This window comes from Bradyrhizobium sp. USDA 4510 (assembly GCF_054059095.1).
Map to the genome: position 1 here is coordinate 6,910,458 of NZ_JBSSBT010000001.1, position 20,275 is coordinate 6,930,732.

At 65.4% G+C, this 20,275-nt stretch carries 17 protein-coding genes and 1 pseudogene; 5 read left to right on the top strand and 13 right to left on the bottom strand.

Going from position 1 to position 20,275, the window contains the following annotated elements; translation table 11 throughout:
- Nucleotides 1–34 precede the first annotated feature (34 nt).
- From ACVMDN_RS32305 to ACVMDN_RS32340, 8 genes and pseudogenes are all read right to left on the bottom strand, one after another.
- Entirely contained in the window at nucleotides 35–1,132 is a 1,098-nt protein-coding gene (locus tag ACVMDN_RS32305; protein ID WP_057019011.1) for a calcium:proton antiporter, read from the bottom strand.
- 53 nt (nucleotides 1,133–1,185) lie between these two features.
- Nucleotides 1,186–2,004 carry an alpha/beta hydrolase gene (locus tag ACVMDN_RS32310; RefSeq protein ID WP_076829597.1) on the bottom strand — a complete coding sequence of 273 codons (819 nt, stop codon included), beginning with the start codon at nucleotides 2,002–2,004 and terminating at the stop codon, nucleotides 1,186–1,188.
- Between the two features lie 15 nt (nucleotides 2,005–2,019).
- Nucleotides 2,020–2,190, bottom strand: a complete 171-nt coding sequence (locus ACVMDN_RS32315) for a hypothetical protein (protein WP_200844487.1) — start codon at nucleotides 2,188–2,190, stop codon at nucleotides 2,020–2,022.
- A gap of 10 nt (nucleotides 2,191–2,200) precedes the next feature.
- Nucleotides 2,201–3,598, bottom strand: coding sequence for an NAD(P)(+) transhydrogenase (Re/Si-specific) subunit beta (locus ACVMDN_RS32320; protein ID WP_076828040.1), 1,398 nt, complete (start codon nucleotides 3,596–3,598; stop codon nucleotides 2,201–2,203).
- A gap of 43 nt (nucleotides 3,599–3,641) precedes the next feature.
- Complete coding sequence (locus ACVMDN_RS32325) at nucleotides 3,642–3,959, bottom strand: proton-translocating transhydrogenase family protein (RefSeq protein WP_016841609.1); 318 nt, start codon at nucleotides 3,957–3,959, stop codon at nucleotides 3,642–3,644.
- An 11-nt stretch (nucleotides 3,960–3,970) separates the two neighbouring features.
- Nucleotides 3,971–5,096 (bottom strand): annotated as a pseudogene (locus tag ACVMDN_RS32330) (Re/Si-specific NAD(P)(+) transhydrogenase subunit alpha).
- Between the two features lie 145 nt (nucleotides 5,097–5,241).
- The gene (locus ACVMDN_RS32335) at nucleotides 5,242–5,394 is read right to left on the bottom strand and encodes an aa3-type cytochrome c oxidase subunit IV (RefSeq protein WP_057019007.1); all 153 of its coding nucleotides are present in this window, start codon (nucleotides 5,392–5,394) and stop codon (nucleotides 5,242–5,244) included.
- Nucleotides 5,395–5,661: 267 nt separating this feature from the next.
- The gene (locus ACVMDN_RS32340; protein WP_076828038.1) at nucleotides 5,662–7,578 is read right to left on the bottom strand and encodes a M3 family oligoendopeptidase; all 1,917 of its coding nucleotides are present in this window, start codon (nucleotides 7,576–7,578) and stop codon (nucleotides 5,662–5,664) included.
- Between the two features lie 142 nt (nucleotides 7,579–7,720).
- Here ACVMDN_RS32340 and ACVMDN_RS32345 point away from each other — a divergent pair, with 142 nt between their 5' ends.
- The 3 genes from ACVMDN_RS32345 to ACVMDN_RS32355 all read left to right on the top strand — a co-directional run bounded on the left by ACVMDN_RS32345 (nucleotide 7,721) and on the right by ACVMDN_RS32355 (nucleotide 13,676).
- Entirely contained in the window at nucleotides 7,721–9,211 is a 1,491-nt protein-coding gene (locus ACVMDN_RS32345; protein WP_076828036.1) for a sigma-54-dependent transcriptional regulator, read from the top strand.
- A gap of 306 nt (nucleotides 9,212–9,517) precedes the next feature.
- On the top strand, nucleotides 9,518–11,815 hold the full coding sequence (locus ACVMDN_RS32350; RefSeq protein WP_076828034.1) for a L,D-transpeptidase family protein: 2,298 nt from the start codon (nucleotides 9,518–9,520) through the stop codon (nucleotides 11,813–11,815).
- A 265-nt stretch (nucleotides 11,816–12,080) separates the two neighbouring features.
- Complete coding sequence (locus tag ACVMDN_RS32355; protein WP_076828032.1) at nucleotides 12,081–13,676, top strand: DUF882 domain-containing protein; 1,596 nt, start codon at nucleotides 12,081–12,083, stop codon at nucleotides 13,674–13,676.
- Between the two features lie 36 nt (nucleotides 13,677–13,712).
- On the opposite strand, the gene ACVMDN_RS32360 is transcribed toward ACVMDN_RS32355, so the two are convergent.
- From ACVMDN_RS32360 to ACVMDN_RS32370, 3 genes are all read right to left on the bottom strand, one after another.
- Nucleotides 13,713–15,476 (bottom strand): adenylate/guanylate cyclase domain-containing protein, encoded by a 1,764-nt coding sequence (locus tag ACVMDN_RS32360; RefSeq protein WP_076828030.1) that lies wholly within the window; start codon nucleotides 15,474–15,476, stop codon nucleotides 13,713–13,715.
- 152 nt (nucleotides 15,477–15,628) lie between these two features.
- Nucleotides 15,629–15,901: a DUF2312 domain-containing protein gene (locus tag ACVMDN_RS32365; protein WP_016841616.1), complete on the bottom strand. Its 273-nt coding sequence runs from the start codon at nucleotides 15,899–15,901 to the stop codon at nucleotides 15,629–15,631.
- Nucleotides 15,902–16,172: 271 nt separating this feature from the next.
- Nucleotides 16,173–16,475, bottom strand: a complete 303-nt coding sequence (locus ACVMDN_RS32370; RefSeq protein ID WP_050422684.1) for a DUF1244 domain-containing protein — start codon at nucleotides 16,473–16,475, stop codon at nucleotides 16,173–16,175.
- A 196-nt stretch (nucleotides 16,476–16,671) separates the two neighbouring features.
- Here ACVMDN_RS32370 and ACVMDN_RS32375 point away from each other — a divergent pair, with 196 nt between their 5' ends.
- Together ACVMDN_RS32375 and pyk are read left to right on the top strand one after the other, a co-directional pair.
- Entirely contained in the window at nucleotides 16,672–17,280 is a 609-nt protein-coding gene (locus ACVMDN_RS32375; RefSeq protein ID WP_038377731.1) for a DUF1036 domain-containing protein, read from the top strand.
- Nucleotides 17,277–18,713 carry a pyruvate kinase gene (gene pyk / locus ACVMDN_RS32380; protein WP_076828028.1) on the top strand — a complete coding sequence of 479 codons (1,437 nt, stop codon included), beginning with the start codon at nucleotides 17,277–17,279 and terminating at the stop codon, nucleotides 18,711–18,713. The genes ACVMDN_RS32375 and pyk overlap by 4 nt, the downstream gene beginning before the upstream one ends.
- Nucleotides 18,714–18,790: 77 nt before the next feature.
- On the opposite strand, the gene ACVMDN_RS32385 is transcribed toward pyk, so the two are convergent.
- Together ACVMDN_RS32385 and ACVMDN_RS32390 are read right to left on the bottom strand one after the other, a co-directional pair.
- Entirely contained in the window at nucleotides 18,791–19,219 is a 429-nt protein-coding gene (locus ACVMDN_RS32385) for an OsmC family protein (protein WP_076828026.1), read from the bottom strand.
- Between the two features lie 94 nt (nucleotides 19,220–19,313).
- On the bottom strand, nucleotides 19,314–19,988 hold the full coding sequence (locus ACVMDN_RS32390) for a TetR/AcrR family transcriptional regulator (RefSeq protein WP_026191806.1): 675 nt from the start codon (nucleotides 19,986–19,988) through the stop codon (nucleotides 19,314–19,316).
- Nucleotides 19,989–20,275 lie beyond the last annotated feature (287 nt).

The window sequence follows — 20,275 nt, forward strand, 5'->3', positions numbered from 1 at the left end:
CATTTTCTCCAATTTTTTTTAAGCGGATCATGCTCTACGGCACGAAAACCATGAACACGAACACGGCGAACACCACCATGTGAACCAGCCCGAACAGGATGTTGGTGCGGCCGGTTCCGAAGGTGAGCATGCTGACCATGAAGGTGAGCAGCAGGATCAGCATATGCTGGTTGCTGAGCCCGAGCACCAATTGCTTGTCGAGCGCATAGGCGGCTACGGCCACCGCGGGAACCGTAAGCCCGATGGTGGCGATCGACGAGCCGAGCGCAAGGTTGATGCTCTTCTGCAGGTCGTTCTTGCGCGCCGCCGACACAGCGGCAACGCTCTCCGGCAACAGGATCAGGGCCGCCACCACCAGGCCGGCAAAGGCCGGCGGCGCGCCGATCTTGACGGTGACGACATCGACCACCAACGAGAATTTCTTCGCCAGCAGCACCACCGCCAGCAGCGAGACCAGCAGCAGCGCAACGCTGATCGCCGTCATGCGGTCCGACATCACCTCGCCATGCGCCGCTGCCTCATTGGCGCCGCTGACGAAATAATCGCGGTGACGGATGGTCTGGGTGTAGAGGAACACCGCATAGAGCAGCACGGTCACTATGCTGACCACGGCGAGCTGGGCCGTGGAAAACACCGGGCCCGGAGAGGTCAGCGTGAAATTGGGCATATCGAGCGTGATGGTCGCGAGCACGAACAGCACGCTGAGATAAAGGTTCGCCCCGGTGATCTGGAAATCCTGCTCCTTGTAGCGCAGGCCGCCGATGAAGATGCAGAGCCCGACCAGACCGTTGCAGACGATCATCACCACCGCAAACACCGTGTCGCGGGCCAGGGTCGGCGCCGGCGTTTCGCCCAGCATGATGGTCGAGATCAGCGCCACCTCGATGATCGTCACCGCGAGCGTCAGCAGCAATGTGCCGAACGGCTCGCCGATCCGCTCGGCGATCATCTCGGCATGGTGGACCGCCGCGAACACGGTGCCGAACAGAATGACCAGCAGCACCGCCGCAAACACCCAGCCCCCGGCCGATGGCGCGAAGCTGTAGCCGGTAGCCGTGACCGCGGCAAACAACAGCACCGCCAGAACGGGATACAGCCAGGCCGACCGCGGCATCGGTCCGTGTGCACTCATCGTGGGGTCCCCTCACTTCGGTGGCGCGATTATGCGACAGACAATCGCCGCCGTCAGCCTCTTGCGGCGCCGATAAACCGCCGCGCCGTCGCCATCGCACCGAAATCGTCGAGATTGTCGTGCCCGCCACCGGGCAGTCGCACGAATTGCTCGGGCTCATGGGCGAGATCGAACAGGCGCTCGCCGAAGCGAATCGGGATCACCGGATCGTCGGTGCCATGCATGATCAGGAGCGGCGCCTTGACCTGTGCGATGAGCCGGTCGGAGTGGAATTGATCGCGCATCAGGAGGCCGACCGGCACATACCAGAAATGCGCGCCGGCGACGTCAGCCGTTGATGTGTAGGGCGCCTCCAGGATCAGCTTGCCGAGGGGATGTTCGGCGGCGAGCGCGACCGCAACGCCGCTGCCGAGCGAGAATCCCCAGGCCACGATCTGCTCGGCGCGGTAGCGCGCGGTGGTGAAGGCGTAGGCCGCCGCGGCGTCCTGCAGCAGTCCTTGCTCGCTCGGAGACCCGCTCGACCCTGCGTAACCCCGAAAGGACAGCGCCACCAGCCCGGTGCCGTCGGCCGTGATGGCCTTGAAGCGCGCCACGCGCCCGGCAAGGAAATCGCCGTTGCCATGAAAGAACAGCACGACGGGCCGGCCCGGCTTCGCCGGCACGTGCCAGACGATGACCTTCTCGCCGTCGCCCGTGGTCAGGACATGCTCTTCCGCTTCGGGAAGGCCCGCGGCTGCCGGCGCAGTCCGTCCGACCGGCGGGATCGGAAACAGCAGCTCGCGCTGCTTGACGTAGAGCACCGCGAGCCCGCCGAGATAGACGACGACCGCGGCGATCAGGAACCATTTCAGGATTGCGAGTGCCAGTGCCATCAGCGGTGGCCGCGGCTATGTCTTGCCGTGGAGCTTGAGCAGCTTCTCGACGTCCGCCTTGATGCTGTCGGGGACCGGTCGGCACGCGCACGCCGCCGCATGCGCGACGTGCCACTTGATGCGCTGCTCGCGCGTCGCCTGGAGCGGCATGCGATGCGCTCGATGCCACTCCCGGTTCAGCGCCATCGATACCGCCTTACATCGCCTTGACGATGTTCTCGGTGACCTTCTTGGCGTCGCCGAGCAACATCATGGTGTTGTCGCGGTAGAATAGCGGGTTGTCGATGCCGGCATAGCCCGAGGCGAGCGAGCGCTTGATGAACATCACGGTGCCGGCCTTCCAGACCTGCAGCACCGGCATGCCGTAGATCGGCGAGGTCTTGTCCTCTTCCGCCGCCGGGTTGGTGACGTCGTTGGCGCCGATCACGAAGGCGATGTCGGCCTGGGCGAACTCCGAGTTGATGTCCTCGAGCTCGAACACCTCGTCATAGGGCACGTTGGCCTCGGCCAGCAGCACGTTCATGTGGCCGGGCATGCGGCCCGCCACCGGGTGAATGGCGTATTTCACCTCGACGCCTTCCTTCTTCAGGATGTCGGCCATCTCGCGCAGCGCGTGCTGGGCCTGCGCCACCGCCATGCCGTAGCCGGGCACGATGATGACCTTCGAGGCGTTCTTCATGATGAAGGCGGCGTCATCCGCCGAGCCGAGCTTGGCGGGCTTCTGCTCGCCCGAGCCGCCGCCGGCCGCGGCGGTCTCGCCGCCGAAGCCACCGAGGATCACCGAGATGAACGAGCGGTTCATCGCGTGGCACATGATGTAGGACAGGATCGCGCCGGAGGAGCCGACCAGCGCGCCGGTGATGATCAGCGCCGAATTGCCGAGCGTGAAGCCGATGCCGGCCGCGGCCCAGCCGGAGTACGAGTTCAGCATCGAGATCACGACCGGCATGTCGGCGCCGCCGATCGGGATGATCATCAGCACGCCGAGCGCCAGCGCGATGATGGTGATCAGCCAGAAGTCGAGCGCGCTGCCGCTCATCACGAGGCCGACGATGAAGAACACCAGCGCCAGCGCCAGCACGATGTTGATGACGTGGCGGAACGGCAGGATGATCGGCGCGCCGCTCATCCGTGCCGACAGCTTCAGGAACGCGATCACCGAGCCGGTGAAGGTCAGGGCGCCGATCGCGACGCCGAGCGACATCTCGACCAGGCTCTGCGGATGAATGTTGCCGGGCGTGCCGATGTCGAACGCCTCGGGCGCATAGAACGCACCGGCGGCGACCAGCACCGCGGCCATGCCGACCAGCGAGTGGAACGCGGCGACGAGCTCGGGCATCGAGGTCATCGGCACCCGGCGCGCGATGACGGCGCCGATGCCGCCGCCGATCGCGACCGCGAGGATCACCAGCAGCCAGGCCACGCCGTCGGCCGGCGGATGGCTCGCCAGCGTGGTGCCGACGGCGATCGCCATGCCGATCATGCCGAACATGTTGCCCTGGCGCGACGACGCCGGGCTCGACAGGCCGCGCAGCGACAGGATGAACAGCACCCCCGCCACGAGATACAACAGTGCAGAGAGATTGGCGCTCATCTCAGGTCCCCCAAAATCCTCATCACCCCGAGGTGATTGCCGCTCACTTGGCTTTCTTCTTGTACATCGCGAGCATGCGCTGGGTGACCAGGAAGCCGCCGAAGATGTTCACACAGGCGAAGATCAGCGCGACGAAGCCGAAGCCGCGGGCCCAGCCCGAACCGCTCGAGACCATGCCGACGCCGACCGCAAGCAGCGCGCCGACCACGATCACCGACGAGATCGCGTTGGTCACGCTCATCAGCGGCGTATGCAGCGCCGGCGTCACCGACCACACCACGAAATAGCCGACAAACACGGCGAGCACGAAAATCGACAGCCGGAACACGAACGGATCGACGGCCTGCGCGAGATGCTCCATGGCTTCTCTCCTTACTTCGGCTGGAAGTTGGGATGGATGACGGCGCCGTCCTTGGTCAGCGCGGTGGCCTTCACCAGTTCGTCGTCCCAATTGACCGCGAGCGCCTTGTTGGCCTTGTCGACCATCGTCTCGATGAACGAGAACAGGTTGCGCGCGTAGAGCCCCGAGGCCGACGCCGCAACACGGCCTGCGACATTGGTGTAGCCGACGATCTTGATGCCATCGGTCTCGACCACTTCGCCGGGCCTCGCGCCCTCGACATTGCCGCCGCGCTCGACCGCGAGATCGACCAGCACCGAGCCAGGCTTCATCGATTTCACCATCTCGCCGGTGACGAGCATTGGTGCCGGACGGCCGGGGATCAGCGCGGTCGTGATCACGATGTCCTGCTTCTTGATGTGCTCGGCGGTCAGCGCGGCCTGCTTGGCCTGGTACTCCTTGGACATTTCCTTGGCGTAGCCGCCGGCGGTCTGCGCGTTTCTTGAATTCCTCGTCCTCGACGGCGAGGAATTTCGCGCCGAGCGATTCGACCTGTTCCTTGGTGGCCGGGCGCACGTCGGTCGCGGTGACGACGGCCCCGAGCCGCCGCGCGGTCGCGATCGCCTGCAGGCCGGCGACGCCAACGCCCATCACGAACACCTTGGCGGCCGGAACGGTGCCGGCGGCGGTCATCATCATCGGGAAGGCGCGGCCAAAGGCCTCGGCGCCCTCGATCACGGCGCGGTAGCCGGCCAGATTGGCCTGCGAGGACAAGACGTCCATCACCTGCGCGCGGGTGATGCGCGGCATCAATTCCATCGCGAAGGCGGACACGCCGGCATCGGCCATCACCTTCAGCGCGGCCTCGTTGCCGTAGGGATCCATGATCGCGATGACGAGCGCGCCGCGCTTGTATTTGGACAGTTCGGAGGCTTCCGGCCGCTTCACCTTGATGATGATGTCGGCGTCCTTGAGCGCGTCCGCGCTGACGGTGGCGCCAACCGCGGTGAACTCCGAATCGGGAAGGCCCGACTTGATGCCCGCGCCCGGCTCGACCGCGACCTCGGCGCCGAGTGCCCTGAACTTCTTCACGGTATCGGGCGAGGCCGCAACCCGCGGCTCGGACGGATCAATTTCCTTGGCAACGGCAATCTTCATGGGCCCTCCGGCGGCGCGAGCGGCGCACGCGTCTTCAAACTAGCGTTATTTTCGCCAGATTTGGATACCCGGTTTTTAGATCCGGGTTTCGACAGGAAATTCCGGCACCGCCACAGGACGGCGGCGCCGCTAGCCGATCTGAGGATCAGACCAGGAAATAGGCCATCAAGGCGAGAATGATGGCGACGCTGATGGTGCCCCATTTGACCAGCATGAGAAACCCTTCATAGGTCTGCTCATGCGCCACGTAATCGTTGCCGTCGGCGGTCGTGTAGGCCACTTCGTTATGGTCTGCCATCGCTGTCCCCAGTCAGAAATTCGCGTTCCTCCGCGAGCCATTACCGCAAACGGATAGGCAGGGCAACGGCGCGGTCCCGATCGGGCGATTTGAAGCGCAAATCGTCCCCGATCCACGTTCGAGCGACGACGCCGCGCCAGCCCCTCGGCAGGATTGCCCTCCCAAACGCAGGCATCATGGAACGATCATGCCGCCAGGCGCAAAAAACGCCGAACGAAACTGGCACGGGACCGGCTGCCGCCCGGCCCGGCCGGACGCCGATGGGCCTCAGCCCATCGCCTCCAGTTCGTCGATCATGCCGGCGATGACGGACAGGCCGCCGTCCCAGAATTTGGGGTCCTTGGCGTCGAGCCCGAACGGCCGCAGCAGCTCGGAATAGTGCTTGGTGCCGCCGGCGGCGAGCATGTCGAGATAGCGCTCCGCAAAGCCTTCGGACGCGTGCTCATAGACCGCATAGAGCGAGTTCACGAGGCAATCCCCGAACGCATAGGCATAGACGTAGAACGGCGAGTGGATGAAGTGCGGAATGTACATCCAGAACGTCTCGTAGCCCGGCTTGATCTCGATCGCCGGCCCCAGGCTCTCGCCCTGCACGCTGAGCCAGATCTGGCCGATCCGCTCGGCGGTGAGTTCGCCGTTCTTGCGCTCGGTATGAACCGCGCGCTCGAATGAATAGAACGCGATCTGCCGCACCACGGTATTGATCATGTCCTCGACCTTGCCCGCGAGCAGCGCCTGGCGCTGCTTGGCGTTCCTGGTCTGGGACAATAGCCGCTTGAAGGTCAGCATCTCGCCGAACACGCTTGCGGTTTCCGCCAGCGTCAGCGGCGTCGGCGCCATCAGCGCGCCGTTCTTCGCCGCCAGCACCTGATGGACGCCGTGACCGAGCTCGTGCGCCAGCGTCATCACGTCGCGCGGTTTGCCCTGATAGTTCATCAGCACATAGGGATGCGCCGACGGCGTGGTCGGATGCGAGAACGCGCCGGGCGCCTTGCCGGGACGGACCGGCGCATCGATCCAGCGATCGTCGAAGAAGCGCTCGGCAATCTCGGCCATCCTGGGCGAGAAGCCGCTATAGGCCGACAGCACCATGTTGCGCGCCTCGGGCCAGGCGATGGTGCCGGTCGCCGCGAACGGCAGCGGGGCGTTGCGGTCCCAGTGCGGCAGCTTCTTCTTTTTGAACCAGCCGGCCTTCAGCGCGTAATAGCGGTGCGACAGCTTCGGATAGGCCGCGCGCACCGAGGCGACCAGCGCATCGACCACCTCGCGCTCGACGCGGTTGTTGAGATGGCGGGAGTCCGCGACATCCTGGAAGCCGCGCCAGCGGTCGGAGATTTCCTTGTCCTTGGCGAGCGTGTTGGTGATCAGCGCGAAGCTGCGCTCATTGTCCTTGAAGGTCTTGGCGAGCGCCTGCGCGGCAGCCTTGCGCTTGTCCCCCGCCTTGTCCTGCAGCAGGTTCAGCGTCGGCTCGATCGCGAGCTCCTTGCCGCCAATCTTGAAACGCAGACCGGAGATGGTCTGGTCGAACAGCCGGTTCCAGGCCGCGTAGCCGCTTTGCGCCTTTTCGTGGAACAGCTGCTCGACGCGATCCTCGAGCTGGTACGGCTTGTCCTTGCGCAGATCCTCGATCCATGGCCGGTAATGGCCGAGCTCGGGTTCGGCCATCGCGCGCTCGATCACGTCGTCGTCGACGCGATTGAGCTCGAGCGAGAAGAACAACAGATGCACCGACGCGGCGGTCAGCCGCTCGGAGACATCGCCGTAGAATTTCGAAATCGCGGGATCGACGCTGTCGCCGGCATGGACCAGGCCGGCGTAAGAGCCGAGACGGCCAGCCGAATCGTCGATCGCCTCATAGCGCCTGATCGCCTCGGCCAGCCACCTTCCGCCGCCTTCCTTGGCGGTATTTTCGGCAAGCTTGCCTTTGTAGTCGGTCTCAAACGCGACGCAATCTGCGTCCATTTTCTGCAAGTCGCGTGCGACCTCAGGCGCATCGATACCGGAGTAGAGATCTGCCAGATTCCATTCCGGAAGCTTGCCGGTCTTGCTGGCTGCCTTTCTCGCCGCCGGGCCGCCTGCGGACGACTTGCGTTGCGCGGCCGTCTTGCGCAACGCGGCTTCCTTGCGGAGAGCGGCCTTGCTGAGGGCAGACTTGTTGGATGCAGTTTTGGAGCGCGAGGTCATCTTGTTCGTAACCTTAGTTCAGTCGGAAAGATGTCAGCGGCGGCGGAATGAATGCGGGTTTGCAACATTTAAGAGTGCGTTAATCGGCATCGGCGACATTGCCCCGATTCGAGACAAATAAACGTAGCGTGCGGGGAAAACCATGGCTGCCACCATTTTGATCGCCGATGACGACGCAGTACAGCGCCGTTTGGTTGAAAACATGGTGCAGAAGTGCGGCTATGAGCCCCTCGTCGTGGACAGCGGCGACGCGGCGATCGCGGCCCTGACCGCATCCGAGACGCAGGCGATTGACGCCGTCGTGCTCGACCTCGTGATGCCGGGCCTCGACGGCCTTGGAGTCCTCGCAAAAATTCGTGAAGCTGGTTTGACCGTCCCGGTCATCGTGCAGACCGCGCATGGCGGCATCGACAATGTCGTGTCGGCGATGCGCGCCGGTGCCCAGGATTTCGTCGTCAAGCCGGTCGGCTTCGAGCGGCTGCAGGTTTCCCTGCGCAACGCCCTCAACGCCTCGGCGCTGAAGGGCGAATTGCAGCGGATCCGCCACAGCCGCGAGGGCCGGCTGACCTTCTCCGACATCATCACCCGCAGCGAGGCGATGGCCGGGGTGCTGCGCACCGCGCAAAAGGCTGCGTCCTCGACGATCCCGGTGCTGATCGAGGGCGAATCCGGCGTCGGCAAGGAACTGTTCGCGCGCGCCATTCACGGCAGCAGCGAGCGCAAGGCCAGGCCGTTCGTTGCGGTGAATTGCGGCGCGATCCCGGACAATCTCGTCGAATCGATCCTGTTCGGCCACGAGAAGGGCGCCTTCACCGGCGCCACCGAGCGCCATCAGGGCAAGTTCGTCGAAGCGCATGGCGGCACGCTGTTCCTCGACGAGGTCGGCGAATTGCCGCTGGCCACGCAGGTGAAATTGCTGCGCGCGCTGCAGGAAGGCACCGTCGAGGCGGTCGGCGGCCGCAAGCCGGTCAAGGTCGATGTTCGCATCATCTCGGCGACCAACCGCAAGCTGCTCGATCTCGTGAAAGGCGGCCAGTTCCGCGAGGACCTGTTCTATCGCCTGCACGTGCTGCCGCTGACCATTCCGGCGCTGCGGCAGCGGCGCGAAGACATCCCGCATCTGCTGCGGCATTTCCTGGCGCGATTCTGCGCCGAGGAGAACCGCAACATCACCGGCATCAGCGGCGAGGCGATGGCTCACCTCTCGCAGCTCGACTGGCCGGGCAACATCCGCCAGCTCGAGAACACCGTGTATCGCGCCGTGGTGATGAGCGACGGCGACCAGCTCGGGCTCGCCGATTTCCCGCAAGGAACGGCGCATCCGGCGCCGGATGGCAAATCGCTGCAGGGCGAGCCGCTGGTGGTGTCGCCTTCCACGGCCCCCGCCATGATTTCCGGTAATGAAATACCGGTTGCCACCTCCCTGCCCACCGCCGGCGGCCTTTCCATGCTCAATGCCGCGGGCGAGGTGCGCCCCCTGGAAGATCTCGAGAACGAGATCATCCGCTTCGCGATTTCGCATTATCGCGGACAGATGTCGGAGGTCGCGCGCCGCCTCAAGATCGGCCGCTCGACGCTCTATCGCAAGCTCGACGAAGCTGCGGCCGGCGCGCGCGCAAGCGACGCCACTTAGCTCTCGAGGCCGACAGGCCGCACCAGGGAACCTTTTGAACCGTGTCGTGGCGGTGACAGACAAAGGCTGTGCCGCGTGGCAAAAACGCACAGCCCGGAGTGAAATCAGCTGCTTCGAGGTCAGTTTGTCGTGAGTTGCCCCGCATGGCGCTGGCTGCATGAGAGGGGCAAAGGTATCGTCTGCGTTCGTTGTGTGCAGGCGTGCGAGTCGATCGAGAGGCCGGCGCTTCGCGCAAGCTATGAAACCAAATTCTGATTTGAACTGTTCCAGCTTGATGAGGGGCAGTTTCACCCAGGGGGTGTGACGATGCGTGACTGTTCGAACAACCGTCGAGGATTTGACCGCGTATTGATGGCCGTCGCGGCAACCTTCCTCACGGTGTCCGCGACCGCGGCCTTCGCGCAGGACACACCGCACTCCAGCGCCTCGGAACTCGCGATCGACGCGGCGATCCCGCGCCCCGAACCGGCCAACGTGCCGCCCCCCACCGCAAGCGATTTCAAGGCCGACACCACCGCCGCGCTGCCCGATGCAGCCAAGCCGGCCGACGTGAAGCCAGCGGATGTGCACGCCACCGAAGCCAAGCCTGCTGAGACAAAGCCGGTCGACGCCAAGCCGGCAGAGCCGAGCGCGACTGCAAAGGCCGTCGAGCCGAAGCCCGCCGATGCCGTAACCGCGCCGGCGACGAAGCCCGCCGACGCGCCAAAGACCGATACCGCCGTCGCGCCGGCGGCGGCCACCCCCGCCCCTGCAACGGCCACCGCGCCTGCCGCAAGCCCCGCGCCTGCAACGGCAGCGGCGCCGACCACAGCTCCTGCTCCCGCGACCGCCGCAGCGCCGGCGGGCGAACCGGCGAAGGCGGCAAGCAACGTTGCTGCCGAGGATCAGCCGGTTGCCGACAAGCTGCGCGAACTGCTCGCCAGCAAGTCGCTGCGTAGCTTTGACCGCAAGAACGAGCGCGCAGCGGCCGAGAAATTCTATTCGGCTCGCGAATACGCGCCGGTGTTCACCAAGGCCGGCAAGCTGACCGACGCCGGCAAGGGCGTCATCGCCCGCCTGAAGGACGCGGCCGCCGACGGCCTCGATGCATCAGACTATCCGGTGCCGGATTTCGCCGCGGCGACCTCGCCGGACGCGCTGGCCGACGCCGAGCTGAAGCTCGCCGCCAGCATGCTGGACTACGCCCGCCAGGCCCAGAGCGGCCGCATGCACTGGTCGCAGGTGTCGGCGGACATTCTCTATCCGGAGCACCCGATCGATCCGGCGGAAGTGTTCGCCAATGTGACCTCCGCCAAGGACGCCTCCGCCGCGCTCGACGGCTACAACCCGCCGCAGAAGCTCTACAAGGAGCTGAAGCAGAAGCTCGCCGAGCTGCGCGGCCAGGGCGACGGTCCGGTCATCACGATCGCGGACGGTCCGACGCTGAAATATTTGCCGGCGCGCAAGAAGCAGGCCGCGGTCGAGATGGACGATCCGCGCGTGCCGGACCTGCGCAACAAGCTCGGCATCACCGAGGATGCCGACAGCACCAAGTATGACGCGACGGTCGCGCGGGCGGTGGAGAAATTCCAGAGCAGCGTCGACCTCAAGCCAACCGGCGTTCTCGACGAGCGCACGGTCAAGGCGCTGAACAATCCGAAGCGCGACCGCCAGATCGACACCGTGATCGTCAACATGGAGCGCTGGCGCTGGCTGCCGCGCCAGCTCGGCGCCGCCAGTGTCGGCAATGCCTATGTGATCCTCAACATCCCGGACTACACGCTGAAGGTGATGCAGAACGGCGCGCCGGTCTGGACCACCCGCGTCGTCACCGGAAAGCCCGGCCAGCATGCCACGCCGCTTCTGACCGAGACGATGAAATACATCACGGTCAATCCGACCTGGAACGTGCCGCCGTCGATCATCTACAACGAATATCTGCCGGCCCTGCAGCAGGATCCGACGGTGCTGCAGCGCATGGGCCTCAGGCTCGAGCGCAACCGCGACGGCTCGATCCACATTTCGCAGCCGCCGGGTGAAGCCAACGCGCTCGGCCGCATCCGCTTCAACTTCCCGAACAAGTTCCTGGTCTATCAGCACGACACGCCGGACAAGTACCTGTTCGCGAAGGACGAGCGCGCTTTCAGCCACGGCTGCATGCGCGTGCAGAATCCCGATCAGTACGCCGCCGTCCTGCTCAACATTACCGAGCCGAACCAGCACTACACGCCGGAGCGGATCCGCAGCATGTACGGTTCGAGCGAGGTCGACCTGAAATTCCCGACGCCGATTCCGGTAAACATCACCTACCAGACCGCGTTCGTGGACGATGCCGGCAAGCTGCAATTGCGCAGGGACGTTTACGGCCGCGACGCCGCCATGCTGTCGCTGCTCAGGAACGGCCGCGGCAAGGATCTCGAGACGGTAGTGGCGCACGCCCAGCCGAGCTACTCGCGTCCGCCGAGCAGCAGCCTGCCCGCCGGCGTCAATGTCGCCGGCGACAACGGCTTTGGCTCCTCCGGACCAAACTTCTTCGAGCGCCTGTTCGGAGGATTCGGACAGCCGGAGCCGCAGCCGATTCGTCGCGGGCAGGCCCAGCAGCAGCGCCGGGTGATCACCCGCTAGTCTGCATTTCGGCCCGATTGGGATAAATTTTGAAGCAAAATCAACGATCTCGCTCAAAAGGCGAGATCGTTTACGTTAACCATTTCGGGTCTCGGCCGGGGAGCAGGGCTATCTTTTGCCACAGTCGCCCAGTTAGTTAAGCCTAACTTGGGGGCGGGTCGGTAAACCTCGGTTAACCCTCCCGCTTTAAGAAAGCGTTCACCGTCTTCCGCAGGGGGTCTGCGAAAGATGCCGACCGAACGCTCGTCGACTGGGTGGGCTCATAGTGCTGGCTGTCTTCGCACGCCGCTGCAATCCGCTGTCGTTGCCTAAGGCCGGATACCAAGTCGGCCTGACTGCGCTATTGCTGTTGGCGGGCGCAGGATCGGTGCACGATGCCACCGCGCTGAACCAGACCCGCACCCTCTCCTTCCACCACACCCATTCCGGCGAAGACCTCACCGTCACCTTCAAGCGCGAGGGCCGCTACGACGAAGGCGCGCTGAAGCAGCTCAACCACTTCCTGCGCGACTGGCGTTCCCAGGATGAAACGGTGATGGACCGTCACCTCTTCGACATCCTGTGGGACGTCTATAACGACGTCGGCGGCAAGCAGCCGATCCAGATCATCTCCGCCTATCGCGCCCCTGCCACCAACGCCATGCTCCGCCGCCGCTCCTCGGGCGTCGCGCGCCACAGCCAGCACATGCTGGGGCATGCGATGGACTTCTTCATCCCGGGCGTGCCGCTGGAGCAGATCCGCTACGCCGGCCTCCGCCTGCAGCGCGGCGGCGTCGGCTTCTATCCGACCTCGGGCTCGCCGTTCGTCCATCTCGACACCGGCAGCATCCGCCACTGGCCGCGCATGACCCGCGATCAGCTGGTCAGGGTGTTCCCCGACGGCCGCACCGTCCATGTCCCGACCGACGGCACGCCGCTCAAGGGCTATGAGCTTGCCAAGGCCGATATCGAGCGCCGCGGCAATGGTGACGATGCCGCGACCATCGGCAAGCCGAGCCTGTTCGCGAAGCTGTTCGGTGGCGGCAAGTCGAGTGACGATGAAGACGAAGGCGCGGCCAGCGCGAACGACAAGCCCGCCGCCAACACCGTGGTGGCTGCCGCCGCGCCCGCCAAAGCCGCCGATCCGGTTCCGCTGCCGCGCGCCAAGCCGCAGTTCGCCGCCGCCATCCAGCTCGCCGCCGCCGACGCCCAGCTCGTGCCGATGCCGAAGGCGAAGCCGGCGGTGCAAGTGGTGCAGGTGGCCGAGAACACCGCGCCGCAATCCCCTGCCGACATCATCAATGCCCGCGGCTTCTGGGGTGACGAGGGTGAGGCGCCGAAGCAGGCGTCGGCGGCGCAGATTGCCGCGCTGAAGGCCCGCGAGGCGGTCGGCGGTAGCGATCCGCAGACCACTGCGAGCACGACAACCGAAAACTTCAACAAGGCGCTGGCCTATGCGCCCGCGGCCTCGCCGGTCGATCGGGCCAACATCGTCGCAGCGACCGCGCCGATCCCGCGCAACGTGCGCCCGACGCGCAATGGTGCGGTCCCTAGCACCGAAATCAACACCGTCGTTGCCAAGGGCGCACCGAGCCAGGGCGTGATCACCACCTCCGCGCGGATCTCGGCTGCCAAGGGCAACGATATCTGGATGCGCGTGGTGATGCTGGCGCCGAGCGCCAGCAATGCCATGCTGACCACGGTGCTTGGCGACACCGACATGACCATGATGCGGGCTCATTTCGTGAAGCCGCAGGCCGCCGTCGTCATGACCTTCTCGGAAGATCCGATGATGGGCATGACCTGCGACCGCTTCTCGGGCTCGGCGACCGCCCTCCTGACGACCCAGTCCTTCGTGCTCCGCACCGCCTCGCTGCGCTGAGCCGCGCTTCTGCCGACAAGATAGCTTTCCGCCCCTTCAGGCCGGCAGCCCTGCCTTGAGCAGGCCGGCCTCGTAGCGTGCCCGATCGGGCTCATACTTGTAGCGCTGGGTTGTCAGATGCGCGGCAACCGAGAAGGTCGGCTCGCGCTTCAGCACCTCGGCGGCGTGGGCAGAGGCCGCCACCGTGTTGCCCATCTGCGCGAAGGTCGCCGCGAGGAAGGCATGATGGGTGTGATCGGGGCGCGTGATGCGCGAGAACGCCTCGACGGCGTCGGCGTATTTCTCGGCGCAATAGCAGGCCCGGCCGAGATGGCTCCAGAAGCGCTCCGGATGGAACGGATTGAGGCGCATCGCCCGCTTGATCCAGTCGATGCCCTCCTCGGGCCGCCCGAGCCAGGTCAGGAGCTCGCCCTGCTGCACGACCACGAGGTCGTAGTTCGGGTTCAGCGCGAGCGCGCGCTCCTGGTGGAAGGCCGCCTTGTCGTGGTCGTCGCGGTTAAGGTTCAGCGCGGCGAGGATCCGGTGCACGTCACTGTCATTGTCGTCGAGCTTGAGCGCGATCTCGAGCTCTGCGGCGACCTGCGCCATGGTCGCGTCGCGGTCGGTGCACCAGTTGTAGACCCAGGTCTGGCCGAGCACGCAGGCCCGCCAGGCGTGGGCATGGGCATAGTTTGGGTCAAGCACGATGGCCCGCTCGAGCAGGCGCTGCGCCTCCGCGTTGTCGTCCCGTGCCGAGCGATGATGCAGCACCTTGGCGGCAAGCACGCACTCGTAGGCCGCCATGTTGTCGGTCGGCTTGCGCTTGACGCGGTCATGCGCGGCAGCCTCGACGCGCCCCGGCAAGGTCGCCACGATCGCGCGCGTCATCTCGTCCTGGATCGCGAAGATGTCGGCAAGCTCGCGGTCGTAGCGTTCGGCCCAAACGTGCCGGTCGGCCACGGCGTCGATCAGCTGCACGGTGACGCGGATCCGGCCGCCCGCCTTCCGCACGCTGCCTTCCAGCACATAGTCGACGGCGAATTCCTTCGCGACGTCCTGCACCTTCACGGCCTTGCCCTTGTACACGAAGCTCGAGTTGCGCGAGATCACCAGCAGATCGTGGAAGCGCGACAGCTCGGTGATGATGTCCTCGGTGAGCCCGTCGGCGAAGAATTCCTGCTCGGGATCGCCGCTCATGTTGACGAGCGGCAGCACGGCGATGGAGGGCTTCTTGGCGACGACAGGGGCGGCCACCGCGCTCGGGTGCTCCGGAACGGGCCTGGCACCGGATTCGAGATGAACGCGAAAAACCCGGATCGGGCGCGCGATATTCTTGACGGTCTGGTCGCCGAGATCCTCGAAGCTCAGATCTTCCAGGCGATCGCCGACCTGATCGCGGACCGCGCCGGAAATGCAAATGCCGCCGGGCTCGGCCAGTGTCTCCAGACGGGACGCGACGTTGACGCCGTCGCCGAAGATATCGGCGCCGTCAACGATCACGTCGCCAAGATTGATGCCGATGCGAAACTGCATCCAGCGCGCCGGCGCGACGTCGGCGTTGCGCTTGGCCATCCGGCTCTGGACCTCGGCCGCGCACAGCACCGCATCGACGACGCTGTGGAATTCGACCAGCAGGCCGTCGCCGGTGGTCTTGATGATGCGGCCGCGATTCTTGGCGATGGCCGGATCGATCAGCTCGATGCGATGGGTTTTGAGGCGCGCAAGGGTGCCCGTCTCGTCAGCCTCCATCAGGCGGCTATAGCCGACCATGTCGGCGGCGAGGACCGCAGCGAGCCGGCGCTCTGGTCCTGGCACGTCCATCTGAACGATCTGCCCGGTTACCTCACCGCCAGTGTAGCAAATCCCGTGATTTCACCCAAGCCTCGACACGAGGCCTTCCAGGAGCATCGACCTGAGCCTTGGGGGGCTTGGAGCGCCTTGGCAAACGCCAGCAGGGGTGGCCGCTGGCCGCCTCAGAGCATCCCCAGCGCCTGCATGTAGGTCTCCAGGATGGTCTCCTGCTCCTGGCGCTCGTTCGGATCCTGCTTGCGCAGACGGATGATGGCGCGCAGCGCCTTGACGTCGAAGCCGTTGCCCTTGCTCTCGGCATAAACGTCGCGGATGTCGTCCGAGATCGTCTTCTTCTCTTCTTCCAGCCGCTCGATGCGCTCGATGATGGACTTGAGCTGGTCCTTGGCAAATCGCGTTGCGGGCTCTTCCTTGACGGCGGCAGACGTGGTGGCCATCGCGCACTCCTGAACTGGCATTGAAATGTTACGCGAATACGCGCCTTGCGCACCGCTTGCTGCGGGCGACCCTCGATTTTGGCGCGCGTTCCGTCAAGGAAACATCGCGCTCATCCACAGCGCGCCCACAGGAGATGCTGGTCTTTCAGGTATAAACGTCATTCCGGGGCGATGCGGCAGCATCGAACCCGGAATCTCGAGATTCCCCGATGCGCAATTGCGCATCTGAGGTCTGGTGCTAACGCACCATCCCGGAATGACGTTGCTCGGCTTAATGCCCGCTTTGGGCTTTCTTCATCGCCGCGAGTTGCTCCGGCGTCGCGCTGCCCTGATACTTCGCCTTCCATTCCTCATACGGCATACCGTAGACCGCCTCACGGCTCTCGTCCTTGCTCACGGCAAGGCCCTTGGCGTCGGCCTCTTCCTTCATCCAGTTGGACAGGCAGTTGCGGCAGAAGCCGGCGAGGTTCATCAGGTCGATGTTTTGCACATCGGTGCGGTTGCGCAGGTGACTGACGAGACGCCGGAAGACCGCGGCCTCGAGTTCCGTTCTGGTTTTGTCGTCAATGCTCATGATCGTGATCCCGTGTGTCGCGCTCACCATATTGATATCAGGTGGGAATTGTCACAGATTTTGCCATATCGGCGCGCAAAACGGACCGGTCCGGCCACCCCGGCCATGGTCCGACAGCGTCGCAGACGGGCGCCCGCCCGTTGACAGTGCCGGCCGGGCACGCGAAATCGTCCATGATTTGATATAGCTTCGCTGCATGAGCCCAACAGATTCCCTTGCCTCAGCTCCCCGCAATATCCGTCTGACGTTGGCCGGCCTCCTGCCGGTGCTGGCGCTGGTCGCGGCCTGCCTGTGGACGAGCCCGGCGGCGGCCGATTTCCGGCTCTGCAACAACACCTCGAGCCGCGTCGGCATCGCGCTCGGCTACAAGGACGCCGAGGGCTGGACCACCGAGGGCTGGTGGAATGTGTCGTCGCGCACCTGCGAGACCTTGCTGCGCGGCAACCTTGTGGCGCGCTACTACTACATCTACGCTCTCGACTATGATCGCGGCGGCGAATGGTCCGGCCAGGCCTTCATGTGCTCGCGCGACAAGGAATTCACCATCAAGGGCACCGAAAATTGCCTGGCGCGCGGGTTCGACCGCACCGGCTTCTTCGAGGTCGACACCGGCGAGCAGCGTGCATGGACCGTCCAGCTGACCGAAGCCAACGAACAACAGCCGCAGAAAGTACCGGGAATGCCGGGCGGCGTGGGTCCAGGAAGTCCCGGGGCGATGCCGGGCCTGCCCAACCCGCCGCCGGGCGCAGCGCCGCCGGGCGCGTCTGGTCTGCCGCCAGCCGCACCACCCGGAAACAAACCATGAGACGACTGCGTCGAATCAAGATCCTCGCAACGCTCGGCCCGGCCTCCTCAGACAGCGCGATGATCCGCAAGCTGTTCGAGGCGGGCGCCGACGTCTTCCGCATCAACATGAGCCATACCCCGCATGACAAGATGCGGGAGCTGGTCAAGACCATCCGCAATGTCGAATCGAGCTACGGCCGGCCGATCGGCATCCTGGTCGACCTGCAAGGGCCGAAGCTGCGGCTTGGCTCGTTCGCGGAAGGCGCGACCCAGCTCAAGAACGGCCAGAGCTTCATTCTGGATTCCGACAAGACGCCGGGCGACAACAGCCGCGTCCAGCTTCCGCATCCGGAGATCCTCGCGGCGCTCCGCCCGGGCCATGCGCTGTTGCTCGACGACGGCAAGGTGCGGCTGATCGCCGAGGAAACCTCGCCCGAGCGCGCGGTCACGCGCGTCGTGATCGGCGGCAAGATGTCGGACCGCAAGGGCGTCAGCCTGCCCGATACCGATCTGCCGGTGTCGGCGATGACCGCAAAGGACCGCGCCGACCTGGAAGCCGCGCTGCCGGAGGGGATCGACTGGGTCGCGCTGTCCTTCGTGCAGCGCGCCGAGGACGTGATCGAGGCCAAGAAGATGATCCGCGGCCGCGCCGCCGTGATGGCCAAGATCGAGAAGCCGCAGGCGATCGACCGCCTTGCCGACATCATCGAAGCGTCGGACGCGCTGATGGTGGCGCGCGGCGATCTCGGCGTCGAACTGCCGCTGGAACGGGTACCGAGCCTGCAGAAGCAGATGATCCGGATGGCGCGCCGCGCCGGCAGGCCGGTGGTGGTCGCAACCCAGATGCTGGAATCGATGATCCAGGCGCCGGTGCCGACGCGCGCCGAAGTCTCCGACGTCGCCACCGCCGTCTACGAAGGCGCCGACGCCATCATGCTGTCGGCGGAATCCGCCGCCGGCAAATTCCCGGTGGAGGCAGTCTCCACCATGAACCGCATCGGCGAGGAGGTCGAGCGCGACCCGACCTATCGCAACGTGATCAACGCGCAGCGCGTCGATCCCGAAGCGACGGTGGGTGACGCCATTGCCGACGCCGCGCGGCAGATCGCCGAGACGCTCGACCTGTCGGCGATCATCTGCTGGACGTCATCAGGCTCGACCGCGATCCGGGTGGCGCGCGAGCGGCCTAAGGTGCCGGTGGTCGCGATCACGCCGAACCTCGTCACCGGCCGCAAGCTGTCGGTGGTGTGGGGCGTCCATTGCGTGGTCGCCGAGGACGCCCACGATCTCGACGACATGGTCGACCGCGCCGGCTCGATTGCGTTCCGCGACGGTTTTGCCAAGGCCGGCCAGCGCGTCATCATCGTCGCCGGCGTGCCGCTCCGCGCCCCCGGCACCACCAACATGCTGCGTATCGCCTCGGTCGGCCCGAAGGGCGACGCGCAGCTCTAGATTCCTGTTTGGCGCGTTTTCTTCACGCGTACCGGTGCCTATTTCGCTCGAAAACGCTCTAACCCGCCGCGCCGCGATCAGCCCTGCAATGACGCGTCGAGCGTGATCTTGGTGTTGAGCAGCTTCGACACCGGACATCCGGCCTTCGCCTTGCCGGCCAGTTCCTGGAACGTCGCGTTGTCGGCGCCCGGGATCTTCGCCGACAGCGTCAGATGCACCGCGGTGATGGCGAAGCCGTCGGCAACCTTCTCCAGGGTCACATCGGCCTTGGTCTCCATATGCTCCGCCGTGAGCTTGGCTTCTCCCAGGATCAACGACAGCGCCATCGTGAAGCAGGCGGCATGCGCCGCGCCGATCAGCTCCTCCGGGTTCGAACCCGGTTTGCCCTCGAAACGGCTGGCGAAGCCGTAGGGGTAATCCGAGAGCGCGCCGCTCTTGGTCGAGATCGCGCCCTTGCCGTCCTTGATGCCGCCCTGCCATTTGGCCGAGCCATGGTTTGTCGTCATGGGTTGCTCCGTGAGGTTGGTTGAACCCAGCCCGCAAAACTACAACGCCAATGCGACAGAAGTGTTCTTCGCGCGCGTTGGCCTCATCCTGGACTCAGGCGCCGACCAGCGCCTTCGCCGGAGTCGTCGCCTGCACCACGAGGCCACGCGCGCGTGCGTCCATCACGCCGACCGCGCGCAGCGCTAGCAGCGTCACGGTCTGCACCGCGTCACGCAGCTTGATCGGATCGTCGAGATTGGCCGGCGCCAGCGGGCCGACCAGCGCTTCGTGCAGCGCGCCGAGCAAGGCGGTGGCGGCCAGCGCCGTGTCCTGCGCCGGCAGGTGCCCGGCGCGCACCGCGGCATCGATGCGCATGGCAAGCTCGCCGGAAATATCGCGGCGGCTGGCGAGGCGCGAGGCGGTGACGTCGACGTCGACCGGCTCGGCCAAAATGCCCCAGGCGAGCTTGCGCTGCGACAGCACGTGGACCGCGATCGTCGTCACCGCGGCGGCAAGCGCCGATGACGGCCCCGGCGCAGCATCGGCGGCACGCCGAATCGCCGTGAGCTCGTCGCGCGAGACTTCCGTGATCAATTCCGAGATCAGCTCGGCCTTCGACGGGAAATAGCGGTAGACTGTTCCCGCCGCGACATTGGCCCGCACCGCGACGGGTGCGATCTGGACCGCCGCCATGCCGCCCGCCGCCGCCGCGTCCCGCGCAGCCGACAGGATGGCGCTGCGCCGCGCGGCCAGCCGTTTCACGACCTGATGAGTTCGCCGGTAAACCATGGCGTTCCGTCCCCCCGCCGTGCGCCCCGGCCGGCGCCCACCGGCAGAACACACGAGTCTTCAACGTTTTGAGCGATTGATCCCGCAATCGCCTGAAGAAGTGAACAACTATTCAGACTGGTTGACAAGCTGGAATTGTAAGGATTTTTTTGCAACCTCTGGTACCACCTCTGATTGAGCCGGCGGTGCTTCGGGCCTCTCCCCGACCGGTTCAGGGCCGCGATGGTAAATCGCCGGCTAAGGTGATCGCTCGAAATCGAGACATCTGATCTTGCGCACACTCGCGA

Bases quoted from the DNA above. Each gene is read 5' to 3' on its own strand.
- ACVMDN_RS32375 (WP_038377731.1), top strand. From the start codon at position 16,672: ATGAGCCCAACAGATTCCCTTGCCTCAGCTCCCCGCAATATCCGTCTG.
- ACVMDN_RS32365 (WP_016841616.1), bottom strand. From the start codon at position 15,901: ATGGCCACCACGTCTGCCGCCGTCAAGGAAGAGCCCGCAACGCGATTT.
- pyk (WP_076828028.1), top strand. From the start codon at position 17,277: ATGAGACGACTGCGTCGAATCAAGATCCTCGCAACGCTCGGCCCGGCC.
- ACVMDN_RS32320 (WP_076828040.1), bottom strand. From the start codon at position 3,598: ATGAGCGCCAATCTCTCTGCACTGTTGTATCTCGTGGCGGGGGTGCTG.
- ACVMDN_RS32305 (WP_057019011.1), bottom strand. From the start codon at position 1,132: ATGAGTGCACACGGACCGATGCCGCGGTCGGCCTGGCTGTATCCCGTT.
- ACVMDN_RS32385 (WP_076828026.1), bottom strand. From the start codon at position 19,219: ATGACGACAAACCATGGCTCGGCCAAATGGCAGGGCGGCATCAAGGAC.
- ACVMDN_RS32350 (WP_076828034.1), top strand. From the start codon at position 9,518: ATGCGTGACTGTTCGAACAACCGTCGAGGATTTGACCGCGTATTGATG.
- ACVMDN_RS32325 (WP_016841609.1), bottom strand. From the start codon at position 3,959: ATGGAGCATCTCGCGCAGGCCGTCGATCCGTTCGTGTTCCGGCTGTCG.
- ACVMDN_RS32345 (WP_076828036.1), top strand. From the start codon at position 7,721: ATGGCTGCCACCATTTTGATCGCCGATGACGACGCAGTACAGCGCCGT.
- ACVMDN_RS32390 (WP_026191806.1), bottom strand. From the start codon at position 19,988: ATGGTTTACCGGCGAACTCATCAGGTCGTGAAACGGCTGGCCGCGCGG.
- ACVMDN_RS32310 (WP_076829597.1), bottom strand. From the start codon at position 2,004: ATGGCACTGGCACTCGCAATCCTGAAATGGTTCCTGATCGCCGCGGTC.
- ACVMDN_RS32360 (WP_076828030.1), bottom strand. From the start codon at position 15,476: ATGGACGTGCCAGGACCAGAGCGCCGGCTCGCTGCGGTCCTCGCCGCC.
- ACVMDN_RS32335 (WP_057019007.1), bottom strand. From the start codon at position 5,394: ATGGCAGACCATAACGAAGTGGCCTACACGACCGCCGACGGCAACGAT.
- ACVMDN_RS32340 (WP_076828038.1), bottom strand. From the start codon at position 7,578: ATGACCTCGCGCTCCAAAACTGCATCCAACAAGTCTGCCCTCAGCAAG.
- ACVMDN_RS32370 (WP_050422684.1), bottom strand. From the start codon at position 16,475: ATGAGCATTGACGACAAAACCAGAACGGAACTCGAGGCCGCGGTCTTC.
- ACVMDN_RS32315 (WP_200844487.1), bottom strand. From the start codon at position 2,190: ATGGCGCTGAACCGGGAGTGGCATCGAGCGCATCGCATGCCGCTCCAG.